16 protein-coding genes are annotated in these 20192 nt (G+C 73.0%); 8 read left to right on the forward strand and 8 right to left on the reverse strand.

The features are described from left to right. Positions 1 to 44 precede the first annotated feature (44 nt). Positions 45 to 1580: a hypothetical protein gene (locus AB0G63_RS00400; RefSeq protein ID WP_360741839.1), complete on the forward strand. Its 1536-nt coding sequence runs from the start codon at positions 45 to 47 to the stop codon at positions 1578 to 1580. An 859-nt stretch (positions 1581 to 2439) separates the two neighbouring features. On the opposite strand, the gene AB0G63_RS00405 is transcribed toward AB0G63_RS00400, so the two are convergent. The 8 genes from AB0G63_RS00405 to AB0G63_RS00440 all read right to left on the reverse strand — a co-directional run bounded on the left by AB0G63_RS00405 (position 2440) and on the right by AB0G63_RS00440 (position 13231). Then, complete coding sequence (locus AB0G63_RS00405) at positions 2440 to 5127, reverse strand: SpoIIE family protein phosphatase (RefSeq protein WP_360741841.1); 2688 nt, start codon at positions 5125 to 5127, stop codon at positions 2440 to 2442. 289 nt (positions 5128 to 5416) lie between these two features. Then, positions 5417 to 5824 carry an ATP-binding protein gene (locus AB0G63_RS00410; protein ID WP_360741844.1) on the reverse strand — a complete coding sequence of 136 codons (408 nt, stop codon included), beginning with the start codon at positions 5822 to 5824 and terminating at the stop codon, positions 5417 to 5419. Positions 5825 to 6310: 486 nt separating this feature from the next. Then, positions 6311 to 6715 carry a (deoxy)nucleoside triphosphate pyrophosphohydrolase gene (locus AB0G63_RS00415; protein WP_360741847.1) on the reverse strand — a complete coding sequence of 135 codons (405 nt, stop codon included), beginning with the start codon at positions 6713 to 6715 and terminating at the stop codon, positions 6311 to 6313. A gap of 21 nt (positions 6716 to 6736) precedes the next feature. Next, positions 6737 to 6928 carry an SPOR domain-containing protein gene (locus AB0G63_RS00420; protein WP_360741850.1) on the reverse strand — a complete coding sequence of 64 codons (192 nt, stop codon included), beginning with the start codon at positions 6926 to 6928 and terminating at the stop codon, positions 6737 to 6739. Between the two features lie 341 nt (positions 6929 to 7269). Continuing rightward, positions 7270 to 8022 (reverse strand): GntR family transcriptional regulator, encoded by a 753-nt coding sequence (locus tag AB0G63_RS00425; protein ID WP_360741853.1) that lies wholly within the window; start codon positions 8020 to 8022, stop codon positions 7270 to 7272. Positions 8023 to 8169: 147 nt separating this feature from the next. Next, positions 8170 to 9408: a DUF4190 domain-containing protein gene (locus AB0G63_RS00430; RefSeq protein WP_360741856.1), complete on the reverse strand. Its 1239-nt coding sequence runs from the start codon at positions 9406 to 9408 to the stop codon at positions 8170 to 8172. Positions 9409 to 9579: 171 nt separating this feature from the next. Further along, on the reverse strand, positions 9580 to 12477 hold the full coding sequence (locus tag AB0G63_RS00435; RefSeq protein ID WP_360741859.1) for a SpoIIE family protein phosphatase: 2898 nt from the start codon (positions 12475 to 12477) through the stop codon (positions 9580 to 9582). 139 nt (positions 12478 to 12616) lie between these two features. Next, a complete protein-coding gene (locus AB0G63_RS00440; RefSeq protein ID WP_360741862.1) occupies positions 12617 to 13231 on the reverse strand; it encodes a response regulator transcription factor in 615 nt (204 codons plus the stop codon). A gap of 874 nt (positions 13232 to 14105) precedes the next feature. Between AB0G63_RS00440 and AB0G63_RS00445 the strand changes: the two genes are divergently transcribed. The 7 genes from AB0G63_RS00445 to AB0G63_RS00475 all read left to right on the forward strand — a co-directional run bounded on the left by AB0G63_RS00445 (position 14106) and on the right by AB0G63_RS00475 (position 20180). Beyond that, positions 14106 to 14720: a response regulator transcription factor gene (locus AB0G63_RS00445; protein ID WP_360741865.1), complete on the forward strand. Its 615-nt coding sequence runs from the start codon at positions 14106 to 14108 to the stop codon at positions 14718 to 14720. A 266-nt stretch (positions 14721 to 14986) separates the two neighbouring features. Continuing rightward, positions 14987 to 15229: a hypothetical protein gene (locus AB0G63_RS00450; RefSeq protein ID WP_360741867.1), complete on the forward strand. Its 243-nt coding sequence runs from the start codon at positions 14987 to 14989 to the stop codon at positions 15227 to 15229. 46 nt (positions 15230 to 15275) lie between these two features. After that, positions 15276 to 15599 carry a WXG100 family type VII secretion target gene (locus AB0G63_RS00455; RefSeq protein ID WP_360741870.1) on the forward strand — a complete coding sequence of 108 codons (324 nt, stop codon included), beginning with the start codon at positions 15276 to 15278 and terminating at the stop codon, positions 15597 to 15599. A 102-nt stretch (positions 15600 to 15701) separates the two neighbouring features. Next, positions 15702 to 16166 carry a type VII secretion system-associated protein gene (locus tag AB0G63_RS00460; protein ID WP_360741873.1) on the forward strand — a complete coding sequence of 155 codons (465 nt, stop codon included), beginning with the start codon at positions 15702 to 15704 and terminating at the stop codon, positions 16164 to 16166. 33 nt (positions 16167 to 16199) lie between these two features. Next, positions 16200 to 19304, forward strand: a complete 3105-nt coding sequence (locus tag AB0G63_RS00465; RefSeq protein ID WP_360741876.1) for an AAWKG family protein — start codon at positions 16200 to 16202, stop codon at positions 19302 to 19304. A 104-nt stretch (positions 19305 to 19408) separates the two neighbouring features. After that, positions 19409 to 19834 (forward strand): YbaB/EbfC family nucleoid-associated protein, encoded by a 426-nt coding sequence (locus AB0G63_RS00470; RefSeq protein WP_360742353.1) that lies wholly within the window; start codon positions 19409 to 19411, stop codon positions 19832 to 19834. Further along, a complete protein-coding gene (locus AB0G63_RS00475; RefSeq protein ID WP_360741879.1) occupies positions 19827 to 20180 on the forward strand; it encodes a hypothetical protein in 354 nt (117 codons plus the stop codon). Before AB0G63_RS00470 ends, AB0G63_RS00475 begins: the two co-directional genes overlap by 8 nt. The last annotated feature ends 12 nt before the right edge of the window (positions 20181 to 20192 follow it).

Below are 20192 nucleotides of genomic sequence, written 5' to 3' on the forward strand. Positions count from 1 at the left end.
GCCCCCGGTCGCGCGTACACATTCCGGCTCATACGCTCCGAAAGGTGACATCGTCCTTGATCCGGGGCCGGCCGCGGCGCGCGGCCTCCCACATATCCGTGCGGGTGCTGCACACCGTGCTCGGCGGGTTCGCCGGGATGGTGTGGCTGGCGTTGCCGGGGATGACGGCCCACGGCGGCGCGGCGGCGCCGGCCACCCGCGCGGAGCACCGCCCCGCCGCGCCCGCCGCCGCGCGGTCGGCCGACGAGGCGTCGACGACCGACCTGGTGCTGCCGCTCGCCATCGGGGGCGCGGTGGGAGTGCTGGCCGGATACGGCTACGTACGGCACACCCGGCGGGCCCGGACGCGCACGGCGACGGCTCCGGAAGCCGGCGCCGCGCCCGGCGCCGCGCCGCCGCTGCCCGAGCTGGAGGAGCGGGCGGCGGCGCTGCTGGCCGAGGCCGACGACTGCGTACGCGTCTGCCGGGAGGAGCTCGGTTTCGCCGAGGCCCTGTCCGGGGCGGCGGCGGTGGCGCCGTTCGCGCGGGCCGTGCGGGACGCCGAAGCCGAACTGTCGGCCGCCTTCCGGATGCGGCAGCGGTACGACGACGGCGTGCCGGAGGACGAGCCGGCCCGGCGGCACATCCTGGCGGGCATCGTCGGACGGTGCCAGGAGGCGGGGAGACGGCTCGACGCGGAGGCCGACGCCTTCGACCGGCTGCGCGGTCCGGACGGCGGCGTGGGCGGGGCGCTGGGGATCGCCGAGGTCCGTTTCCGGGAGCTGACCGGCCGCGCCACGGCCGCCGAGGCGACGCTCGTGGAGCTCACCGGGCGGTACGCGCCCTCCGCGACCCGCGTCGTCACCGGCCACGCCGAACAGGCCACGGACCGGCTGTTCTTCGCCACGTCGCGGCTCAACCGGGCGCACCAGGCGGCCGACCTCGGCCGCGGCGGACCGGCGGCCCGCGACCTGCGCGCCGCCGAGGGCGCGACGGCGCAGGCCGCCGCCCTGCTGACCGCGGTCGACCAGCGCGCGGCCGCCCTGTCCAGGGCCGAGGACCTGCTGCCGGCCGCCCTGACGGGCGCGGAGGCGGAGCTCGCGGAGGCGCGGGAGGCGGGGGCGGACACCGCGGGGGCCGACGGGGTCCTGGCCGACGTGCGGGAGGAGGTGGCCTCCGGCCGGTACGACCCGCTGGACGCGCTGCGGCGCGTGGTGCGGGCGGTGGTGCCGCTCGGCGCCGGCCGGGCCGGGGTGCTGTCGGCCGCCGCGCTGCTCGTCGCGCGCGACGCCGCCGACACCGCGGCCTGCTTCGTCGCGACCCACCGGGGAGCCGTCGGCGGCACCGCCCGCACCCGGCTGGCGGAGGCGCAGCGGCTGCTCGTCGCGGACGCCCCGGGCCTCCTCACCGCCGAGTCGCTGGCCCGCAGCGCCCTGGAGCTGGCCGAACAGGACGCCCGCGACCGCGCCCGCGACGCGATGCGGCACGCGAACGACCTCACCGACGCCGTCCTCGCCGGCGTCCTCCTCGACACCGGCACACCCCCGGCCTTCGGCGGCCCCAGAACCCGAGCCCGCCACGGCACCCAGCGGCCCCGGTAACCCGCGCCCCGGCTGAATCACGCCCCGGTAGCCCAGCGGCCCCGGCAATCCCTGCCACCCGGCACCCGGCACCCGGCACCCGGCACCCGGTCCGACCGTGCGACCGCCGTGTCGGCTCAGCACCGCCCGATCGCCCTGCCACCGCGGTGCCGGCTCACCGCCGCCGATCCGCTGTCCGCTGTCCGCTGTCCGCTGTCCGCTGTCCGCACCAGCACACACCCGGCGTGCAGCGCCCCCCGGACCCGCGCCCGCCACCGCACCCCACAGCCCCGGTAACCCGCGCCCCGGGCTGAATCACGACACCGGTAGCCCGCGGCCCCGGCAACCCCTGCCGCCTGGCACCCGGCACCCGGCACCCGGCACCCGGTCCGACCGTGCGACCGCCGTGTCGGCTCAGCACCGCCCGATCGCCATGCCACCGCGGTACCGGCTCACCGCCGCCGATCCGCAGGCCGCTGTCCGCTGTCCGCTGTCCGCTGTCCGCTCCAGCACACACCCGGCGTGCAGCGCCCCCCGGACCCGCGCCCGCGACCGCACCCCACAGCCCCGGTAACCCGCGCCCCCGGTGGCCCCTGCCACCCAGCACCCGGCATTCGGCCCTCTGGCCGTACGGCCGTGCTGCCCCGCGTCGGCACAGCGCCGCCGGTCCGCAGGCGGCTGTCCGCACCGGCGCACGCCCGGCGTGTAGGGATCCCGGCCCGCGCACGCCACGGCACACCACGGCCCCGCCAGCCCTTGCCACCCGGCACCCGGCACCCGGCACCCGGCGCAACCGTGCCGCCGCCTGCGCGCCCGACCGCCCGTGTGGCCACCGCGTGGCTCAGCGGTGGGGTTCGTGGGCGGGTTGGGTGACGGTGGGTCAGAAGAGGCTCAGGAGGGCCTCTGCCGGGTCTGTCAGGCCCGTCTCCCCGTCCGGCAGGGGGAGTTCGAACCACACCGTCTTTCCTCTTGGGGTGCGGCGGGATCCCCAGGCGGCGCTGAGGAGACCGACCAGTTGCAGGCCCCGGCCGCCCTCGTCGGTGTCGCGGGCGCGGCGGCGGCGCGGCTGGACCAGGCCGGAGTCCCAGACCTCGCAGACCAGGGTGCGGTCCAGCAGCAGCCTCAGCCTGATCTCGCCCTCGCCGTAGCGCAGCGCGTTCGTCACCAGTTCGCTGACGAGCAGCTCCGTCGTGTCGACGAGCGGTTCCAGGTCCCACGACAGCAGTTGCCCGCGCGCGTACTCGCGGGCCCGGCCCACGCTGCGCGGCTCGCGCGGCAGCGTCCAGTCGCCGACCGACTCCGCGGGCAGGCCCTGGACGCGGGCCATCAGCAGGGCGATGTCGTCCTCGCCGTGATGGGTGTCGAGGGTGTGCAGGACGTGGTCGCAGACGTCCTCCAGCGGGCGGGAGGGGTCGGTGAGGGCCCCGACGAACGCCTGCAGGCCCTCGTCCAGCGGGTGGTCGCGCGATTCGACCAGGCCGTCCGTGTAGAGCGCGAGGAGGGCGCCCTCGGGCAGGTCGACCTCCACCTCCTCGAAGGGCTCGCCGCCGACGCCGAGCGGCATGCCCGGCGGCACGTCGAGCATGAGCGCGGCCTCGCCGGGCTCGACCAGCACGGGAGGCAGGTGGCCGGCGTTGGCGAAGGTGCAGCGGCGGGTGACGGAGTCGTAGACCGCGTACACGCAGGTGGCGAGGTAGACCTCGGACAGGTCGGCCTCACGGGGGCGGCGGGCGGCGCGGGTGGCCTGCTGGACGCCGCCCGGGGCGCCGAGCCCGCGCGCGATCTCGTCCAACGCGCTGAGCACTTCGGCCGGTTCGAGGTCCAGCAGGGCCAGCGTGCGGACCGCGGAGCGGAGTTCACCCATGGCCACGGCGGCCCGCAGGCCGCGTCCCATCACGTCGCCGACGACCAACGCCGTACGGTGACCGGGCAGTTCGATGACGTCGAACCAGTCGCCGCCGACCTCGGTGGGCCGGTCGGAGGATGAGTTGCCGGGCAGGTAGCGACACGCGATGTCCAGGCCCGCGGCCACCGGGTCGCCCGGCGGCAGCAGCGACCGCTGCAGTATCAGAGCGCGTTCGTGCTCGCGCCGGTACAGGCGGGCGTTGTCGATGCAGACGGCGGCCCGCGCGGCCAGCTCGACCGCGAGGTCGCGGTCCCGGTCGCCGAAGGGCTCGCTGCCCTTGGTCCGGGCGAACTGCGCGAGTCCGACGACGGTGTCGTGCGCGACCATCGGCACGGCCAGCGTGGACTGCACGAGCCCGCCCTCCTCGGCGGGGACGAACTTCGTGCGGGCGGTGCGCAGGGCGTCCGCGCAGGGTGAGTTGAACGGGTAGTGGTGGACCGCGCCGACGGCGACGGGCGCCCCGGTGCCGGCGAACGGCGCGTCGGAGACGGCGCTGGCGAAGGCCACCCGGCGCAGCTGGGCGCTGCCGTCGGCGAGGCCGGGCGGGGTCTCGTCGCCCGCCAGCAGGCCCTGGTAGAGGTCGACGGTGGCGAGGTCGCAGAAGCCGGGGACGACGACGTCCAGGAGTTCGCGGGCGGTGGTCTCCAGGTCGAGGGAGTTGCCGATGCGGGCGCCGGCCTCGTTCAGCAGGGCGAGATTGCGCCGCGCGGCGGCGGCCTCGCGGGCGGCGGCGCGCCGGGCGGTGACGTCGATCCCCAGCCAGGCGATGCCGATCGGGCGGCCCGAACCGCTGTGCACGCGGTAGAGGTTGACCGACCAGTGGCGGCGCTCGTCGGAGCCCGGCAGGAAGCCGGTGACATGCATGTCCGTGATGGAGTCGCCGGTTTCCAGGACGCGGCGCAGGGTGGCGGCGACCCGTTCGGCCTCCGAGCGCGGCAGGTAGTCGTGGACGCCCTTGCCCCGGTGTTCGTCGGGTGAGCCGCCGAAGAGGGAGGCGAACCGCTGGTTGGCGCGGCGGACCCGCAGGTCGGTGTCGATCAGCAGGAAGCCGAAGGGAGATTGGCCGAATATCGCCTGCGACGCGGCGAGATCGGTCTCGATGTTCCGCAGGGTGCGGACGTCGACGACGATGCAGACGGCGGCCTTCTCGCCGTCCTCGGTCCGGGTCGGCATGACATAGACCTCGGCGAGGCCCTCCCGCGCTCCCGTTCCCCGGACCGACCCGCGCAGCCGGAAGGGGACCACGCCGGTCCACTCCCGCCCGTCGAGGATCTCCGCCATCTTGCGGTGGCCCCGCTCGCGCAGGTCGGAGTCGACGAACGCCTCGATGGGATCCATGCCCACGGCGCGCTCGACCGGGATGCCGAAGATCTGCTCGGCGCGCAGGCTCCACTGGTCGACCAGCCCGTCGGGGCCGATGGAGAAGGACGCCACCTTGATGTAGTCGTAGATCGAGCCGGGCGGGCTGCTCTGCCACACGGCGTCGCCGGGGGGCGGCACGTCCCCGAGGCCCATGTCGCGGCTCGCGTCACCGAAGGAGGACAGCCCCGGCCCGCCCGTCGTGCGACGGGTCGCGGACGCGCCGGAATCGCCCGCGGTCCTCGCCCTCGCGCCGTCCGACGGGTCCTCCGACTCCGTGGCCTTCGCTGGTATCTCGCTCACGCGAACCGTCCCCTCCAGCTCACCGCCTCCGGCACCGGTCACCGGCGGCGGCTGCCCGCAGTATCCAGCACTACGGCCCCTTACAACACGGTGTTCACGATCACAGCACGGTCCCGACGGTTTTCGGTCCCGGCTCCGAGAACACTTCAAGTCTTCTAACCAGCCGACACGTCCTCGAATCCCACCCGCGGGCGGCGGTCACTGACGCGAACCGGCCGGTGGACAGGGCACGGTGGGCCGTACAGCGTCCGGGGACGCGCTCCGGCCCGTTCCGGCCGGTCGTACGCCCTCAGCCCGGCAGGGCGAGTTCGAACCACACCGTCTTTCCGCTCGCGCAGGGCCGGACGCCCCAGCGGCGCGAGGTCAGTGCGACCAGCATCAGGCCACGGCCGCTCTCGTCCTCGGCCCGCGCCTCGCGCTCCAGGGGCAGGTCGGGGAGCGGGTCGGAGACCTCCACCAGCAGGACGTCGTCCGGGGCGGCGGTGCGCACGAGGCGGACGCCGATGGGGCCGGTGGCGTGGCACAGGGAGTTGGTCACCAACTCGCTGACCAGCAGGGCGGCGAGGTCGCCGAGGGAGTCGAGGCGCCAGGTGCGCAGCCGGCCGCGGACGGCCGCCCGCGCGGCCCGGGCGGCGCCCGGTTCCGCGGCGAAGGTCCATTCGGCGCAGTGGCCCACGGTGTCGAACACACCGATCACTTCCCAGACCCCCGAAACACACCCACACCCTGTTTCATGGGTTTGATGGGGAGATACCCGATATCGGGCATCCGGTAATCCGCCCTTCGCCGACGGCCCGCGGGGACGGGTCCCCCGCGACGGGTCCTCCCCGGCAGGCGCACTGCGGCGTGCCCCGGGAGCCTGTCCCCAGCGCGTCCGCAGCAGCGCCCCGGCAGCGGATCCGCGGGGGCCGGTCCCGGCGGTTGGTGCGCAGGGGCGGGCCCGCAGGGCAAGTCCCCGCGACAGGCCCCGGCGGCGAGCCCGTAGGGCAGATCCCCCGCGACAGGCCCTCAACAGCGGGACCGGAGGGGCAGATCGCCCGCGACGGGCCTCCGCGGCGGCAGCGGGTCCGCGGCGGCGGTGTGCAGCGGGTCCGCGGCGGCGGTGTGCAGCGGGTCCGCGGCGATGGCGGAGAGCGACCGCGACGCGCGGCAGCGGTGTGCGGCGGTGGGTGCGGGTTCGGGGTTATTCGGTGGGTATGTGGGCGGCCGCCTCGCGGACCGCGGGTACGTCCTGGTCGAGCCAGTCCACGTCCCACAGTTCGCCGGGGCCGAGCCAGCGCAGTTCGTCGTGGTCCTGGAGGGGCTCGGGGTCACCGGAGCCGGGGCGCAGCCGGGCGGTCCACACCGCGAGGACGTACGGCGGCCGCAGCGGCCATTCGCCGGGGATGCGCTCCACGGGCTCGGCGTCCACGCCGAGTTCCTCGCGCAGTTCGCGCACGAGGGCCGCTTCGGGGCTCTCGCCGGGCTCCACCTTGCCGCCGGGCAGTTCCCAGCGCCCGGCGAGGTCGGGGGGCGCGCTGCGGCGCGCGGCGAGCAGGCGTCCGCGGTCCAGCAGGGCGGCTCCCACCACCACGATCCGTTCCGTCATGCGCGGGAGCCTACGGCAGGGTCAGCCGTCTGCGCCGGGGGCGGCCGGGGTGATCCGCTCGACCCAGTAGAGCTGCTTGTGTCCGCGGTTGTCGAGGCTGTCGGCGATCTTCTGGGCCTCGGCGCGGGTGGCGTACCGGCCCACGCGGTAGCGATTGCCGTTGTCGTCCTGACGTATGACGAGCCAGGGAAGAGTGATCGTGCCGTCGTTCATCGCGCCCCACCGCTCTTTCCCGCTTCGGCCCGTGCACCGCCGCTCGACGGCTGGCGCCGGACCCCGCCCGCTAAGGAAACCGCAATCCGCATATGCCCGAGCCTACGCCTAACCTTTACGCACCGAACACGGCTTTTCACGATGAGGTACGCAACCGGCCAGCACCAGGGGGGCGCACGATGTCCCGTGCGCCGTCCGGGAAGCATACTGCCTCCGGTCAGCGGCGTGCCGGGCAGCACCGGGACGACCTGCGAAAACGGCCAATTTCGAGCGGCCCGACAAGGGGGCGCGCGAGTGACCGGAACGGGAGCGGCGGGAGGTGGGGGCCGCAGGGGTGTGCGCTATTTCACCGGGAGGTGGTACGCGACCCGGTAGCGATCGGCCGGAACGACCACGTCCGCCGTCTCCACGGCACGGCCCGAGGCGTAGAAGGTGCGCTGGATGACGAGGACGACGTGGCCGGGGACGCCGCCCAGGGCCTGCAGTTCCTCGGCGAGGCCGGGGCGCGCGCCGACCTCCTCGGTGACGTTGTCCACGACGATGTCGATCGCCGCCATGCGCTCGACGACGCCCATGCCGCCGAGCGGGCCCTCCTCGGGGAGCATCACGGGGGTACGGCCGGTGACCTCCAGGGGCTCCCAGGAGGTGGAGAGCATCATCACCTCACCGCCCTCGCGGAAGACGTAGCGCGTGCGCATCACGCGGTCTCCGGGTTCGATACCGAGCCGCTCGGCGACGGCGGCGCACGCCGTGGTCTGCTCGCTGCCGGACTCCCAGGTGCCGTGCGCCTCGCCGGCGGCCTGCTCCTGGCGGAAGGGCGTGGCCCCGCCGTCCGGGCGGAAGCCGGAACGGAAGACGCGCCGGGGGACGGGGCGCTCGCGCACGTACGTCCCCGAGCCGGAGCGGCCCTCGACCAGGCCCTCGGCCATCAGCACCTTGCGGGCCTCCAGGGCGACCGTGTCCGAGACGCCGTACTCCTCGCGGATCCTGGCCTGGGAGGGAAGGCGGGTGTGCGGGGGCAGTGAACCGTCGACGATCTTCTTGCGGAGATCACCCGCGACGCGCAGGTACGCCGGCTGTTCACCGATGCTCACTGGCCGCTCCCGTCAGGTTGTACATACGGCAACAGCCTGGCAACCGAGACTTGGAGCGTGCAAGTGAAGGCCAGACAATCACTCGATGTGATGACTTGTGCGGGCCGGGGGCTTCACGCAGGCACTTTCTCCCCGCTATGGACGTTGTCACACCTCCAGTTCGCCGCCGCCTCCCCCGCCGTCGCCGCCGCGGTCCCCTTCCGCGTCGGCGGGCGGGGTGCTGTCCAGCCCGAGGGCCTTGCGGGCGGTGACCGAGTTGTCGGTGGCGGAGCGGGCCATCGCCCGGCCGTAGTGCTCGTAGAAGGTGTCCGGGTCGGTGGCCCGCGCGGCCCGCGCCCACTCCTTCTGGGCCGCCCGGACGTCCTCGGCCACGTCCGCGACCGGCTGCTTCGCGGCGGCGGGCCACGCGTGGCCGCGCAGCAGCCCGGCCTCCTTGGTGAGCGCGGCGGACAGCCGCCCGGCCCACTCCCGGCTCGCGTCGAGGTCGTCGTCGGGGGTGTCCACGGGCTGTGTGTCCAGGACCTTGTTCTCGACGTTGACGGCGTGCAGGTAGGCGATCTGGTCGGCGTTCAGCCGGGAGCCGTCGTTGCGCAGGGAGCCGGTCAGGCTGCCCCGCTCGTCCGTGTTGCCGAAGACGCAGGTGACCCCCCGGTCGCCGAGGGCCCAGCTCTGCCGGGTCGGCGTCAGGTAGTAGAGGTCCACGTCGTCGGGCACGGCCCAGGTGTCCATCGCGTAGCCGTACCGGAGGGCGTAGCAGCGGGCGTCGGCGACGTCCGTGACCTTGCCGTCGCCGGGGTAGGAGCCGTAGCCCTTCATCGTGAAGGCGGCGAACACCTCGCCGTCGTGCTCGCCCGCGCACGGCACCTCGTCGACGTCGTAGGTCTCGCCCTCCAGGGAGCCGCCGGGCGCGTCGAAGCACTCGCCCGTGCGGAGCGCGTAGGCGCTGCCGTCGCCCCGGGCGGCGTCCTTGAAACCGGCCCAGACGTCGGCCGGGACACCGCCGGCGATCGCCAGCGCCCACAGGGCGAGCCCGGCGCCGGACAGGACCGCGCCGGCCACGGCCATGCCCCTGCCGCGCTCCTGACGCCGCCTGATCTGCCGCAGCGCGATGAGCCCCAGCACCAGCCCGGCGCCCGGGAAGAAGCACATCAGGCCGAGGACCAGCGCGCCGACGGCGACCCCGTTGACCGGGGCCGGCCGGTTGAACGGGCGGTAGCCCTGCGCCCACGGCTGGTACGGGGGTGACCCGTACGGGTTCTGCGGCCCCTGCGGACCCTGCGGGTACGCCGGGCCCTGGGGGGACGCCGGGCCCTGCGGGGACGGCTGATGGGGCGGCTGCCAGGGATCTTGCGGCTGCTGGGGGCCGGGGGGCGGGGGTATGGACACCGGTACCTGCTCCTGGGTCGGGCGGCGGCCGCGCAGGACCGGCGACGGGCCGGCGGCTGGACTGACGTACGGATGGACTGACGTACGGCTGCACTGACGTACGGCTGCGCATGGTAGGCGGGACCGGAAGCAGGGGCGGAACGAGGGTGGAGAAGCCTCCGGGAATCTGGCTCAGAATCCGGCGCCGGCCGCCGGCTCCCACGGCAGTTCACGGCCTTCGCCGGACAGCGCCTGCTCGGCCCAGATGCACTTCCCCGTCGCCGTGTAGCGCGCGCCCCACCGCTGACACAGCGCGGCGACCAACTGCAGACCGCGCCCGCCCTCGTCCATCGCGGAGGCGCGGCGGATGCGGGGTGTCGTCAGGCTCCCGTCGGACACCTCGCAGACCAGCCCGGCCGGCCTCGTGTGGAGGAGCCTGAGCCGCGCCGGACCCCGCGCGTGCCTGACCACGTTCCCGACGAGCTCGCTCACGATGAGTTCGGTCGTCATCACCAGCTCGTCGAGCCCCCAGCGGGGCAGCTGGTCCCGGACGTGCTCCCGCGCCTGTCCCGCCGCCCGCGGGTCGTCGGGCAGCTGCCAGGCGGCCATCCGGTCGCCGGACAGCGTGTGCAGACGGGCGAGGAGGAGGACCGCGTCGTCGGGGGCGGTGGGCTGCTCGTCGGGCAGCAGCTTCGAGGTGACGAGGTCGCAGAGCCGCTCCAGGTCGTCACGGCCGGCCGTCCGCAGCAGTTCGGCGAGGTCGGCCATGCCCTGGCCGATCTCGCGGCCCCCGGACTCCACCAGACCGTCGGTGTACAGCGCGAGCAGAGTGCCGTCCCGCACCTTCAACTCACTTGCCCGGAAGGGCGGTTGCGCCACGCCGAGCGGCGGGTCGGGGGACAGTTCGGGGAAGTGGACCCGGCCGTCCGGCTCGACCACGGCCGGCGGTGGGTGACCGGCCAGCGTCAGGGTGCAGACGCCGGTGGTGGCGTCGTGGACCGCGTAGAGGCAGGTGGCGTACGAGTCCCCGCCGAGGCCGCCGACGATCTGGTTGAGGCGGCCCATCAGCTCGTCCGGGGGAAGCTCCAGGTCGGCCAGGGTGTGCACGGCGGTGCGCAGCCGGCCCATGGTGGCCGCCTCGGACAGGCCGTGCCCCATGACGTCTCCGGCCACCAGCGCGACGCGGCCCCCGGACAGCGGGATCACGTCGTACCAGTCGCCGCCCACGTCCTGCGTGGCGGCCAGGAAACGCGCCGCGACCGTGCACTCCGGCAGTCGGGGAAGCTCCCTGGGGAGCAGGGCGCGTTGCAGCTCCTGGGAACGGGTGTGCTCGGCGTCGTAGAGCCGGGCGCGTTCGAGGGCGTGCGCGACCAGGGCGCTGATGGTGGTCAGCAGGGTCTGCTCGTCGTGGGCGAGGCGGCGCGGCTTGTCGAAGGAGACCACGCAGACGGAGAACGTACGCCCGGAGACGGTCAGCGGCAGGAAGGCCCACGCCTGTTTGCCCGCCACGCCCGGCAGGTGGGCCCTGCGGGGGTAGCGCCTGGCGAACTCCTCGGCCGACGGTATGAACAGCGGGGCACCGGTCAGCAGCGCTTCCCCGGCCGGGTCGTACGGCTCGATCCGGAGACCGTCGAGTGTGTCCAGCATCGGCGCCGGGTAGCCGACGGCTCCGAGGACGTGCCACCGGCCGCCCACGACGGTGATCATGGCCAGCCCGCTCGCTCCGAGCGGCGGGAGCACCCGCTGGGCGACCGCGTCCACGACATCGCTCGACGTCGTCGCCTTCGCGAGCGCGGCGGTCAGCTCGGCGATCCGTGCGGAACGCTCGGCGGCGGCGCGCCGGGCGGCGGCGCGTTCCGCCTCGCGCCGCCGCTTCTCGGTGACGTCCGTGAGGTAGACGGTGAGTCCGGAGGGCCCCGGGACCAGCCGCAGGCGGTGGCACTGGTCGGGGCTCAGCCACACGTCGAAGCTCACGGGCGCCGCCGCCGCGGTGGCCGCCTGCCGGCAGCGGGGCTCCAGGTCGGGGACGCCCTGCACGGCGGGCAGCTCCCACAGCAGGCGCCCCAGGAGTTCCTGCTCCTGGGCGCCGAAGATCCGCTCGGCCTCCAGGTTGACGAAGACGATCCGCCCCGCGTCGTCCAGCAGGACGAAGCCGTCGCTCATCATGCGGAGTGCGCGGGCGAGGGCGTCCCGGGCGCTGCGGGACTCGCTGCTGTCCCAGACCACGCCCACCATCCGCACGGGGTCGCCGTTCTCGTCGCACACCACCGAGCCGCGGGCCTGGTTCCAGCCGTAACTGCCGTCGGGACGCCGCATCCGGTACTCGGTCTCGTACCCGGTGCGGTCACGGATCGCCCGCTCGGCGGCCGCCATCGCCGACGGCAGGTCGTCGGGGTGGGCGGCCCTCATCCAGTTCTCCATGCGGGGCTCGTAGTCCGCCGGGAGGGCCCCGTAGATGGCGACGGCGGCGTCGGCCCACTCCAGGTGGCCGGTGCGCAGGTCCCAGTCCCAGGTGCCGATCGGGACGCCCCTCAGCGCCTGCCGAAGCCGGTCGCCCGCCAGCACCTCCTGGGCCTCCTGGGACTCCTGAGCGGGCTGGGTGCGCGGCGGCGCCTGGCGTATGCGCTGCTCGGTCCACGCGGCGACGGCCCGCAGGTAGTCCCACTCCCGCGCACTCGGCTCTCCCCGGTCGCCGGTGAGCAGCGTGATCGCGCCGACGGCACGGTCCCCGCTGAAGAACGGGACGGAGGCGAGGCCGGTCCCGGGCCAGGGGCTCGCCGGAACCCCGGCGGTGTCGTCGGCCCGCGCCGGAACCCAGGTGCGGCGGCCCTCGCGCACGGCTCCCGCCGGAACGGCCGGCCCGTCCTCCATGACGATGTCCCAGCGTTCGGCCGACGCCGGCGGCAGGCCGGCCGAGCACACCAGACGCAGCGCGGAGGTCGGCCCGCGCATGTGCACCGCGCCCGCCACCGCCCGCAGCTCCGCCGCCGCGTGGTGCAGCGCCAGCCGGAAGATCTGGCTCTCGGCGATGCCGGGCTCGGTCGCCGCCAGGAGGGCCAGCCGCGTGTGCGCGGACCCCTGCACGTCCATACTCCCGAGACTAGCCGCGCGGCGCCCCGGCGACCGCCCGGCCACCCGTCCCGGCGACCGCGCCGGCCACCCGTCCCGGCGACCGCGCCGGCGTCTTGGCTCCGCGGTGATCCGGGTGGAGCGCCGGACGGGCTTCCGGTCAGATGAGTCCCCTGCGGATGGCGTACGACACAGCCTGCACGCGGTTGCGCAGCCCGAAGCGGAGCTGGAGGGTGGAGAGGACGTTCTTGATGGTGCGCTCGGAGTAGTTCAGCTCGACGGCGATCTCCGACAGGGTGAATCCCTCCGAGAGGAGCCGCAGCACGTCGAGCTCCCGGCCGCTGAGCCCGGAGGCGGTCAGGCCCCTGGGTCCCAGGACCTCGCGCTGGACGCGTTCCAACTGGTCCAGCAGCGTGCCCTGGACACCCGGCGGCAGGCACGCCCGCCCTTCCGCCACGTCGCGCACCGCACGGACCAGCGCCGGGGCGTCCACCTCCGCGCGCCACAGCACCGCCCTTATCCGGTGTTCCGCGACGACCGCCAGGTCGGTGTGCCAGCCGCCACTCACCACCAGCACGAAGCGGGCACCCGCCGGTGCGGGCAGACCGCGCAGCACCTCCAGCGCCGGGGAATCGAGCGCCGTGACCGCGACCACCACGGCCTCGGCCTCCTCCATGGCCGTCAGGACGACCCGGGGACTCTCCTGCAACCACGTCAGCAGGCCGATCCTGGTAAGCGCTTCCGCGGCGTGCAGCGCCACACGGACTGGTTTCACGTTCTTCCCCTCAGCAGCCCGGCGGGCGGCGCGACCGCCGCCCGTTCTCCCCGGGGGCCGAGCGGTGTGGTGCGGTCGGCGTCCGGTGATCGCCGTCGCCCGCGGGGCCGGAGCGGTGCCGCCGTCGCGGACGGGCTCCGGCCCGCCGGTGACATGGTCGTTGTGGAGGCGCGGCTCCGGGATGCGTGGCATCCGTACCGCCGGCCGGGCCGTCGCCGCGACGGCCGGGGCCGCGTTGCGCGGCGCGGCGGCCACGGCGGGGCAGCCGTTACCGCTCGCCGCGGGCCGGGTGGCCGTGGTCGCCGAGCCCTGTCGGCATGGTGTCGATGAAGAACACGCCGGGCACCCCCTCAGCCGCAGAATCACCCCGAGGGGCACTGGTCGGGGTGAGGATACCCCCGCCATATGTCATGACAACAGCATGCGCCTGAACATCGGGTTCACCGCCCGCCGTTCAGGGTGCCGGGTCCCGTGGGACGGTGTGCTCCTCGCGCTCACCTCGCGCTCACCTCGCGCTCACCTCGCGCTCACCTCGCGCTCACCTCGTGCTCTCCTCGCGCTCGCCTCGCGCTCGCCTCGTGCTCCTCGGTCTCCGGGCGGGCGTCCGGAATCCCGTGCTCCGTGGCGGCCGGGCAGGCTGCCGTAGGCTGAGCGCCGCGCTGCGGACGGCGCACCGGGCGGTGATCGCGCCAGGCGTTCCAGACGCGTTGCGCCATCTCACAGCGACGGCCCGTGACCCACAGCCCGCGTGCCGGACAGCGCCGCGACGGACGGCACCCGGGCCGGACGGAACCCGGGCCGGACGGGTGCCCGCGACCGGCCGGGCCCTGAGCAGCGGTTCCCAGCGATTCCCAGCGGTTCCCGAGGAGGACGGATGAAGACGGTGCGTGCTGCGGTACAGACGGAGGAGCCGCTCACCGAAACCGCCCTGAAGGCGTGCCTGATCCGGAGTCCGCAGATCACCCTGACGGCCGTCGAGGAGGCCGAGGTCGTGGTGGTCGGGGTCCAACGGGTGGACGCCGCGGCGCTGGAGCTGCTGAGCGGTCTGCCCTCGCCGGCGCGGGCCCGCTTCGTACTGGTCGCGGACGGCGGCTGGTACGCCGAGCCGGCCGCCGTCGTGAGGCACCGGGTGCGGGCGGTGCTGTGGCGTGCCGAGGCCGATGCGGCGAAGCTGGTGCGGGCCGTGCGCGCCGCGGCGCTGGGGCAGGCGTACCTGCCCGGGAACGTCCAGGGCCGGTTGCTGGACCAACTGGAGCACATCCAGCGGGAGGTGCTCGGACCGAGGGGCCTGACCGCCTCCGGGCTCAGCCACCGGGACCTGGAGGTGCTGCGCCTGGCGTCGGCCGGAATGACGCTGCCCGAGATCGCCGCCGAACTGAACTACTCCGAGCGCACCATCAAGAACGTCCTCACCTCCGTCCAGCTCCGCCTCGGCATGCGCAACCGCGTGCACACGGTCGCCCACGCCATACGCGCCGGGCTGATCTGACGCCGGGTCCGGGCGGGGGGGGACCGGCTTCCTGCGGTGTACGAAAAGGCAGCTTCTCAGAGACCGACAGCTCAGAAGTTGCTCAACTGAGAGCGCTCCCAGTCACGTTGGGCCCTAATCTACGTCTCGGTCTCACCCAGCGACTCATCAACCCCAGGAGCAGAGCCATGGCAGGTGGCGGACAGCAGTCGAGTGCACAGTCGACCCGGAACGGTATCCACGCTCTGGAATCCGCTCTCAACGGCATCACGAGGTGCCGTCGGGACGTGGACAGCACCCGGGGCGACCTGGCGCGGGGTTACCAGGGCAGCGACGGAGCGCAGTTCGGGCAGCTGCTGGAGAAATGGGACCAGCAGTGCGGCGTCATCCAGAAGAACCTTCGGGACATGATCGACAAGCTCGGTGTGAGCCTCCAGGAGCACACCAAGACGCAGGCCGCGTCACACGACAAGGTCATGCATGCGACCCACGCGTCCCAGGCGGCCTTCGATGCGCTCTCCGGCGCCTGATCCCGTTCTCCTCACCCCACACCCCGACCAACGAGACGAGAGCGTGATGTCCGAAAACCTGACAGACGGTTACATCCACGTCGACTACACGTACGTGCAGAACGCCGCCGACGACATGGTCCAGCAGACCAAGGCCATCGCCACCACCCTGGCGTCGCTGGAGGCGGAGCTCGGTGAGCTCAAGAAGACGTGGTACGGCTCGGACGCCGACGTCTACCGCGAGAAGCAGGCGGCCTGGGACCGCGCGGTCGCCACGATGGAGCAGCTGCTCACCTCGCACGCCTCCCTGCTGAACGACATCCACGGCAGCTACAAGTACAGCGAGAACTCGCTGTCCCAGATGTGGTCCGAGGTCGGCATCGGCCGCTAGTCCACCCCCGGGCGCGAGCCCCCTCCCCCGTCCGCTCGCGCCGCCGCCCGCCGTCCGTCCCCGTGGGGCTGGACGGCGGGCGAGTATCCAGGAGACAGACAAGTGACCGATCTGACTCATCTCGACGGCCAGCAACTGAAGCGGTTCCGCGAGGAGGACGTGAACGCCTTCCGCACCGCGCTGAAGGCGATCCTCGCGGACAGCGCCACACCCCCGGTGATACGGGCGCTCGGCAGCCTGGTGGCGGGACGTACCACTCCCGACACGCTGAACCAGAACCAGGTGCTGGCCATCGGCAACATGAGCACCGACGACCTGGTGCAGGGCAAGACGCTGGTCGGGCAGGTGACCAGCGCCGCCAAGGGCATCGACGACATCCTCGTGGCGCAGCAGACCCTGTTCGAGGACCTCGATGACAACCTGCAGACGACCATCGAAACCCTGCTGAAGAACCAGGGCGACAGTCTCACCGCCATCGACGGCGAGAAACTGCTCGACGTCTTCTCCGACGTGAACGACGACCTGGGGTCGGCGGGCGGGTCGAACAGCTCCTCCACCAAGTCCTGAGCCCCTCCTCCCCCACCCACGGAGTGCCCCGCTGTGGCTGAAGACACCTCCAACGACGACGACTACTGGGCCAGGGCCGTCGCCCTCTTCACCGGGTACACGATGCCCGACCGCAACACACTGTTCGAGAAGCTCAAGAGCAAGGAAGGCGTCCCCCTCTTCCGGCACGGGATCGAGACCCTGCCGGTGAGGGAGCTGCAGCCGGGCGACATCGGGCGCAACGTACGCGGGGGCGAGGACTACGACATCGTCTTCTACACATCTTCGGGCGGCGACGGCGCGCACGAGGGCGTGAAGATGAAGCGGGTCCGGATCGTGCTGATCGGTGTCCTGACCGACGCAAAGGGCCGGGCGACGTTCTTCCACGAGAACAACGACGATCTGGGCAATGCCTGGAGGGACAACAACGCCTTCACCGGAATCGACGGCTCCGAGTGGGACGCCTCCGCCATGGCCCAGTACGTCTTCGGAGGCCGGCAGGCGCTCGGGGCGCTCCTGACCCAGAGCAGCACCAAGGACTTCTCGTTCGCCGGACAGCGGGTGCCGGACAGTGGCGCCGTCGACCTGCGGTCGTTCGAGCGCACGGCGCAGTCCTTCGACCGGGCGAAGAAGTTCTTCGTCGACCAGGCCGAGGTGCTGGACCAGTGGGAAAAGGCCTTGGGCTCGGAGCAGTCGGCCTGGCGCGGAAAGGCCGCCGGGGTCTTCCGCGGCCTGATCAAACAGCTGCACAGTAACTACGCCGGCTACGCGGAACAGCTCGGGGGCAAGGACTACGCGGCCAAGAACTTCACCGTCGACTACTACTTTCCCACGTCCACCGTCGGTGACCAGCTGGCCGCGGCGCAGCGCGACCTGCAGAAGCAGGTGGATGTGCTGATCGGGGCGTGGAAGAAGTGGGCCGCCACCGGCGTCCACGACCCGCACTACGTGGTGAAGGAGCTGCTGGACGACCTGGCCACGTGGCTGAGCCAGCACAACCACACCAAGGTGCTCAAGAGGAAGCAGAACAGCGGTTACCCCGGAGCCGACTTCACGACCTACGAGACCAAGGCCGACTTCCTGCAGAGCCACCCGGTGTACGGCGACCTCAACAAGGACGAGGCATGGAAGAGGCTCGGCGAGGCGGCGGCCAAGAAGTGGCGGGAACAGGTGGACGCCTACCTCGAGCAGAGCGCCCGCAACGCCGTGTCGGGCCTCGGCAACAGTTGGCAGACGGTCGCGAGCGCGGTCAAAGCTCCGCGGACCAAGGGCGGCACCAGCACCCTCGCCGACATGTACCAGAAGGACGAGGAGCAACTCAGCAAGGAGGAGGCGGAGAAGCAGAAGAAGGAGGCGGAGAAGCAGGGCGACTCGCTGAACAAGGCCATGGAGGAGCTGAACAAGTTCGGCGAGAACATGAACAAGGGCCTGGGCGACTTCACCGGGGACCTGAACAAGGGGCTGGAGAACTTCGGCAAGGACATGTCGAAGGGCATGGAAAACTTCGGCAAGGACGTCACCGAAGGTCTGAACGAGACCGCCAAGGGGATCGGTGAGAATGTCAGCGGCCTGAACGACAACCTGAAGGACTTCGGCGACGGGCTGACCGACAACCTGCGCGACCTCAACGGCGCGGGCGGCACCGACCAGGGCACCTCTCCCTTCGCGCCCTCCACCCTGCCCGTCACCTCGCCGCTGAACGACCTCCCCTCCGACGGGTCTCTCTTCGACCCGGGCAACGGCACGACGGACGGGAAGTCCGCCGACAGCATCAGCAACCCGGACGGCAGCACCACGAAGCTGAACCCGGACGGCTCGCTGACCACCACCTATCCCGACGGCACCGTCTCGGTGCTCAACCCGTCCACCGGGACCCTGACCACGACCTCACCGGACGGCAAGAGCACCACCACCCCCGTCGACCGGGGCAAGGCGGTCACCAACCCCGACGGCAGCACCACCACGCTGAACCCGGACGGCTCACTGACCACCAAGTACCCCGACGGCACCGTACAGACCATCAAGCCGGACGGCACCGTCACCACCGTCAACCCCGACGGGACCGTCGACTCCACGCAGCTGAACCCGGCACAGGACACGGTCACCGGGCCGGACGGCTCCACCACGAAGCTGAACCCGGACGGCACGCTGACCAGGACCTTCCCGGACGGCTCCAAAGAGATCGTCGACCCCTCCAAGGGCACCGTCACCACCACCACACCGGACGGCACGACCCACACCGATCCGCTCGGCTCCGGCACACCCGTCACCAACCCCGACGGCAGCACCACGGTGCTGAACCCGGACGGCTCACTGACCACCAAGTACCCCGACGGCACCGTACAGACCATCGAACCGGACGGAACCGTCACCACCACCAAACCCGACGGCACGGTCACGACCTCCGACCTCAACGGCACCCCGGCCGGCTCCGACGGCTCCGGCGACTCCGGGAAGACCGACACCGCGGGCGGTTCCGGCACGGGCTCCGACACCTCCGGGCTGAACGACGACCTGCCCGAGTGGAGTCCGTCCAGCCTCGACGACCTGGGCTACGGGCTTCCCGATCTCAGCGGCGGCGGGTTCTCGACCACTCCCCTGAACCAGGACCTGGCCGGCCTCGGCGGAACCGGTGACACCGCGGGCGGAGGCGCCGGCGCCGACTCGTGGGAGGAGTACGACAGCACCCCGTACAGCGGCGGCTCGCTCGGCGGCCCCACCAGCGAGCCGGCCGAGGCGACGGGCGGCTCCACCGCCGACCAGCAGAGCTCCGGCGGAGTGCCGCTGAACCCGATGGCGTTCGGCGGCATGGGCGGCATGGGTGCCATGGGCATGGGCGGCATGGGTGGCGCGGGCGGCACCGGCGGCTCGAACGGCGAACGCGTCCGCTCGGTGCTCAGCGACGGCGACGGCGCCGCGCTGCGCCGGCGGCCGAGGTCCCGGGCCGCGTCGGCCGACGACGAGGAGGACGTGATCGTCACCAGGGGCGGACGGCCCGTCACGACCTCCACCCCCTATGTCCCGATGGGCATGCCCGGCGGTCAGGGCGGCCGGGCCACCGAGTCCGGCGACCGCGTGCGGTCGAACTGGGAGACCGAGGAGGACGACGACGTGTGGGGCACGGACGAGGGAGGCGCTCCGGCGGTGATCGGACGATGAACGCGGACCGGACGAGGAACGGAGACCGGACGGTGAACGACGGTCGTGGCAACGGCACGCCCCAGGACCCGGTGGCGTCGATCGAGCAGCGGCTGGCCGAGGCGATGGCCGAACTCGAGGCCACCCAGGAGGCCGTGGCCAGGGCGGAGGCGGAACTGCGGGAGGCCTCCTGCACGGTGCGCTCCAGGGACCGGGCGGTCGAGGTCACGGTCGGCCACCAGGGCGAACTGACGGCGCTGCGGTTCCTGGACGGCAAGTACCGGAACATGACCGCCGGTGAACTCGCCGGCAGCGTCCTGGAGGCGGCCGAGCGCGCTCGGACCCAGATGGCCCGGCAGGTGATGGAGACCTTCGAGCCCTTCACCCGGCCGAGCGACGCGGTACCGGAGATGACCGGGGTGGACGTCGACTGGCGGGCGATCTTCGGCCCCTCCGTCCTGGACGACGGGACGGAACGGCCGGGTCACCGGGCGTCCGACCGGCTGCGCGACGAGATCCACGAGGACGCGGAGGACGAGCACGATGTCTGACGTGAGCGGCGGCTACACCGCGAACGCGGAGGAGGTCCGCAGGGCGGCCGAACTCATCAACAAGATCGCCGCCATGTCCGGTTCCATCGTCTCCGACTTCGCCGACGGCGCGGCCAGGACGAGCGGCTGGGAGGGCGACGACGACTACGGCAAGTCGCTGCGCCCGAACCTGGAGGCGGAGCGTACGTCGACGCTGGACACCGGCAGGGCGGTGGCCAAGGCGATCGACGCCGCCTCCCACGGCAGCCTCGAGAACGCCCGGAACATCATGCAGACGCAGGACGCGAACCTCGGCGCGATCCACCAGGCGCAGAACAACACCGTCAACACCTCCACCCGGCACTAGCGGAAAGAACTG

It is taken from the genome of Streptomyces sp. NPDC020996, from assembly GCF_040641355.1.
Classification (GTDB): Bacteria; Actinomycetota; Actinomycetes; order Streptomycetales; family Streptomycetaceae; genus Streptomyces.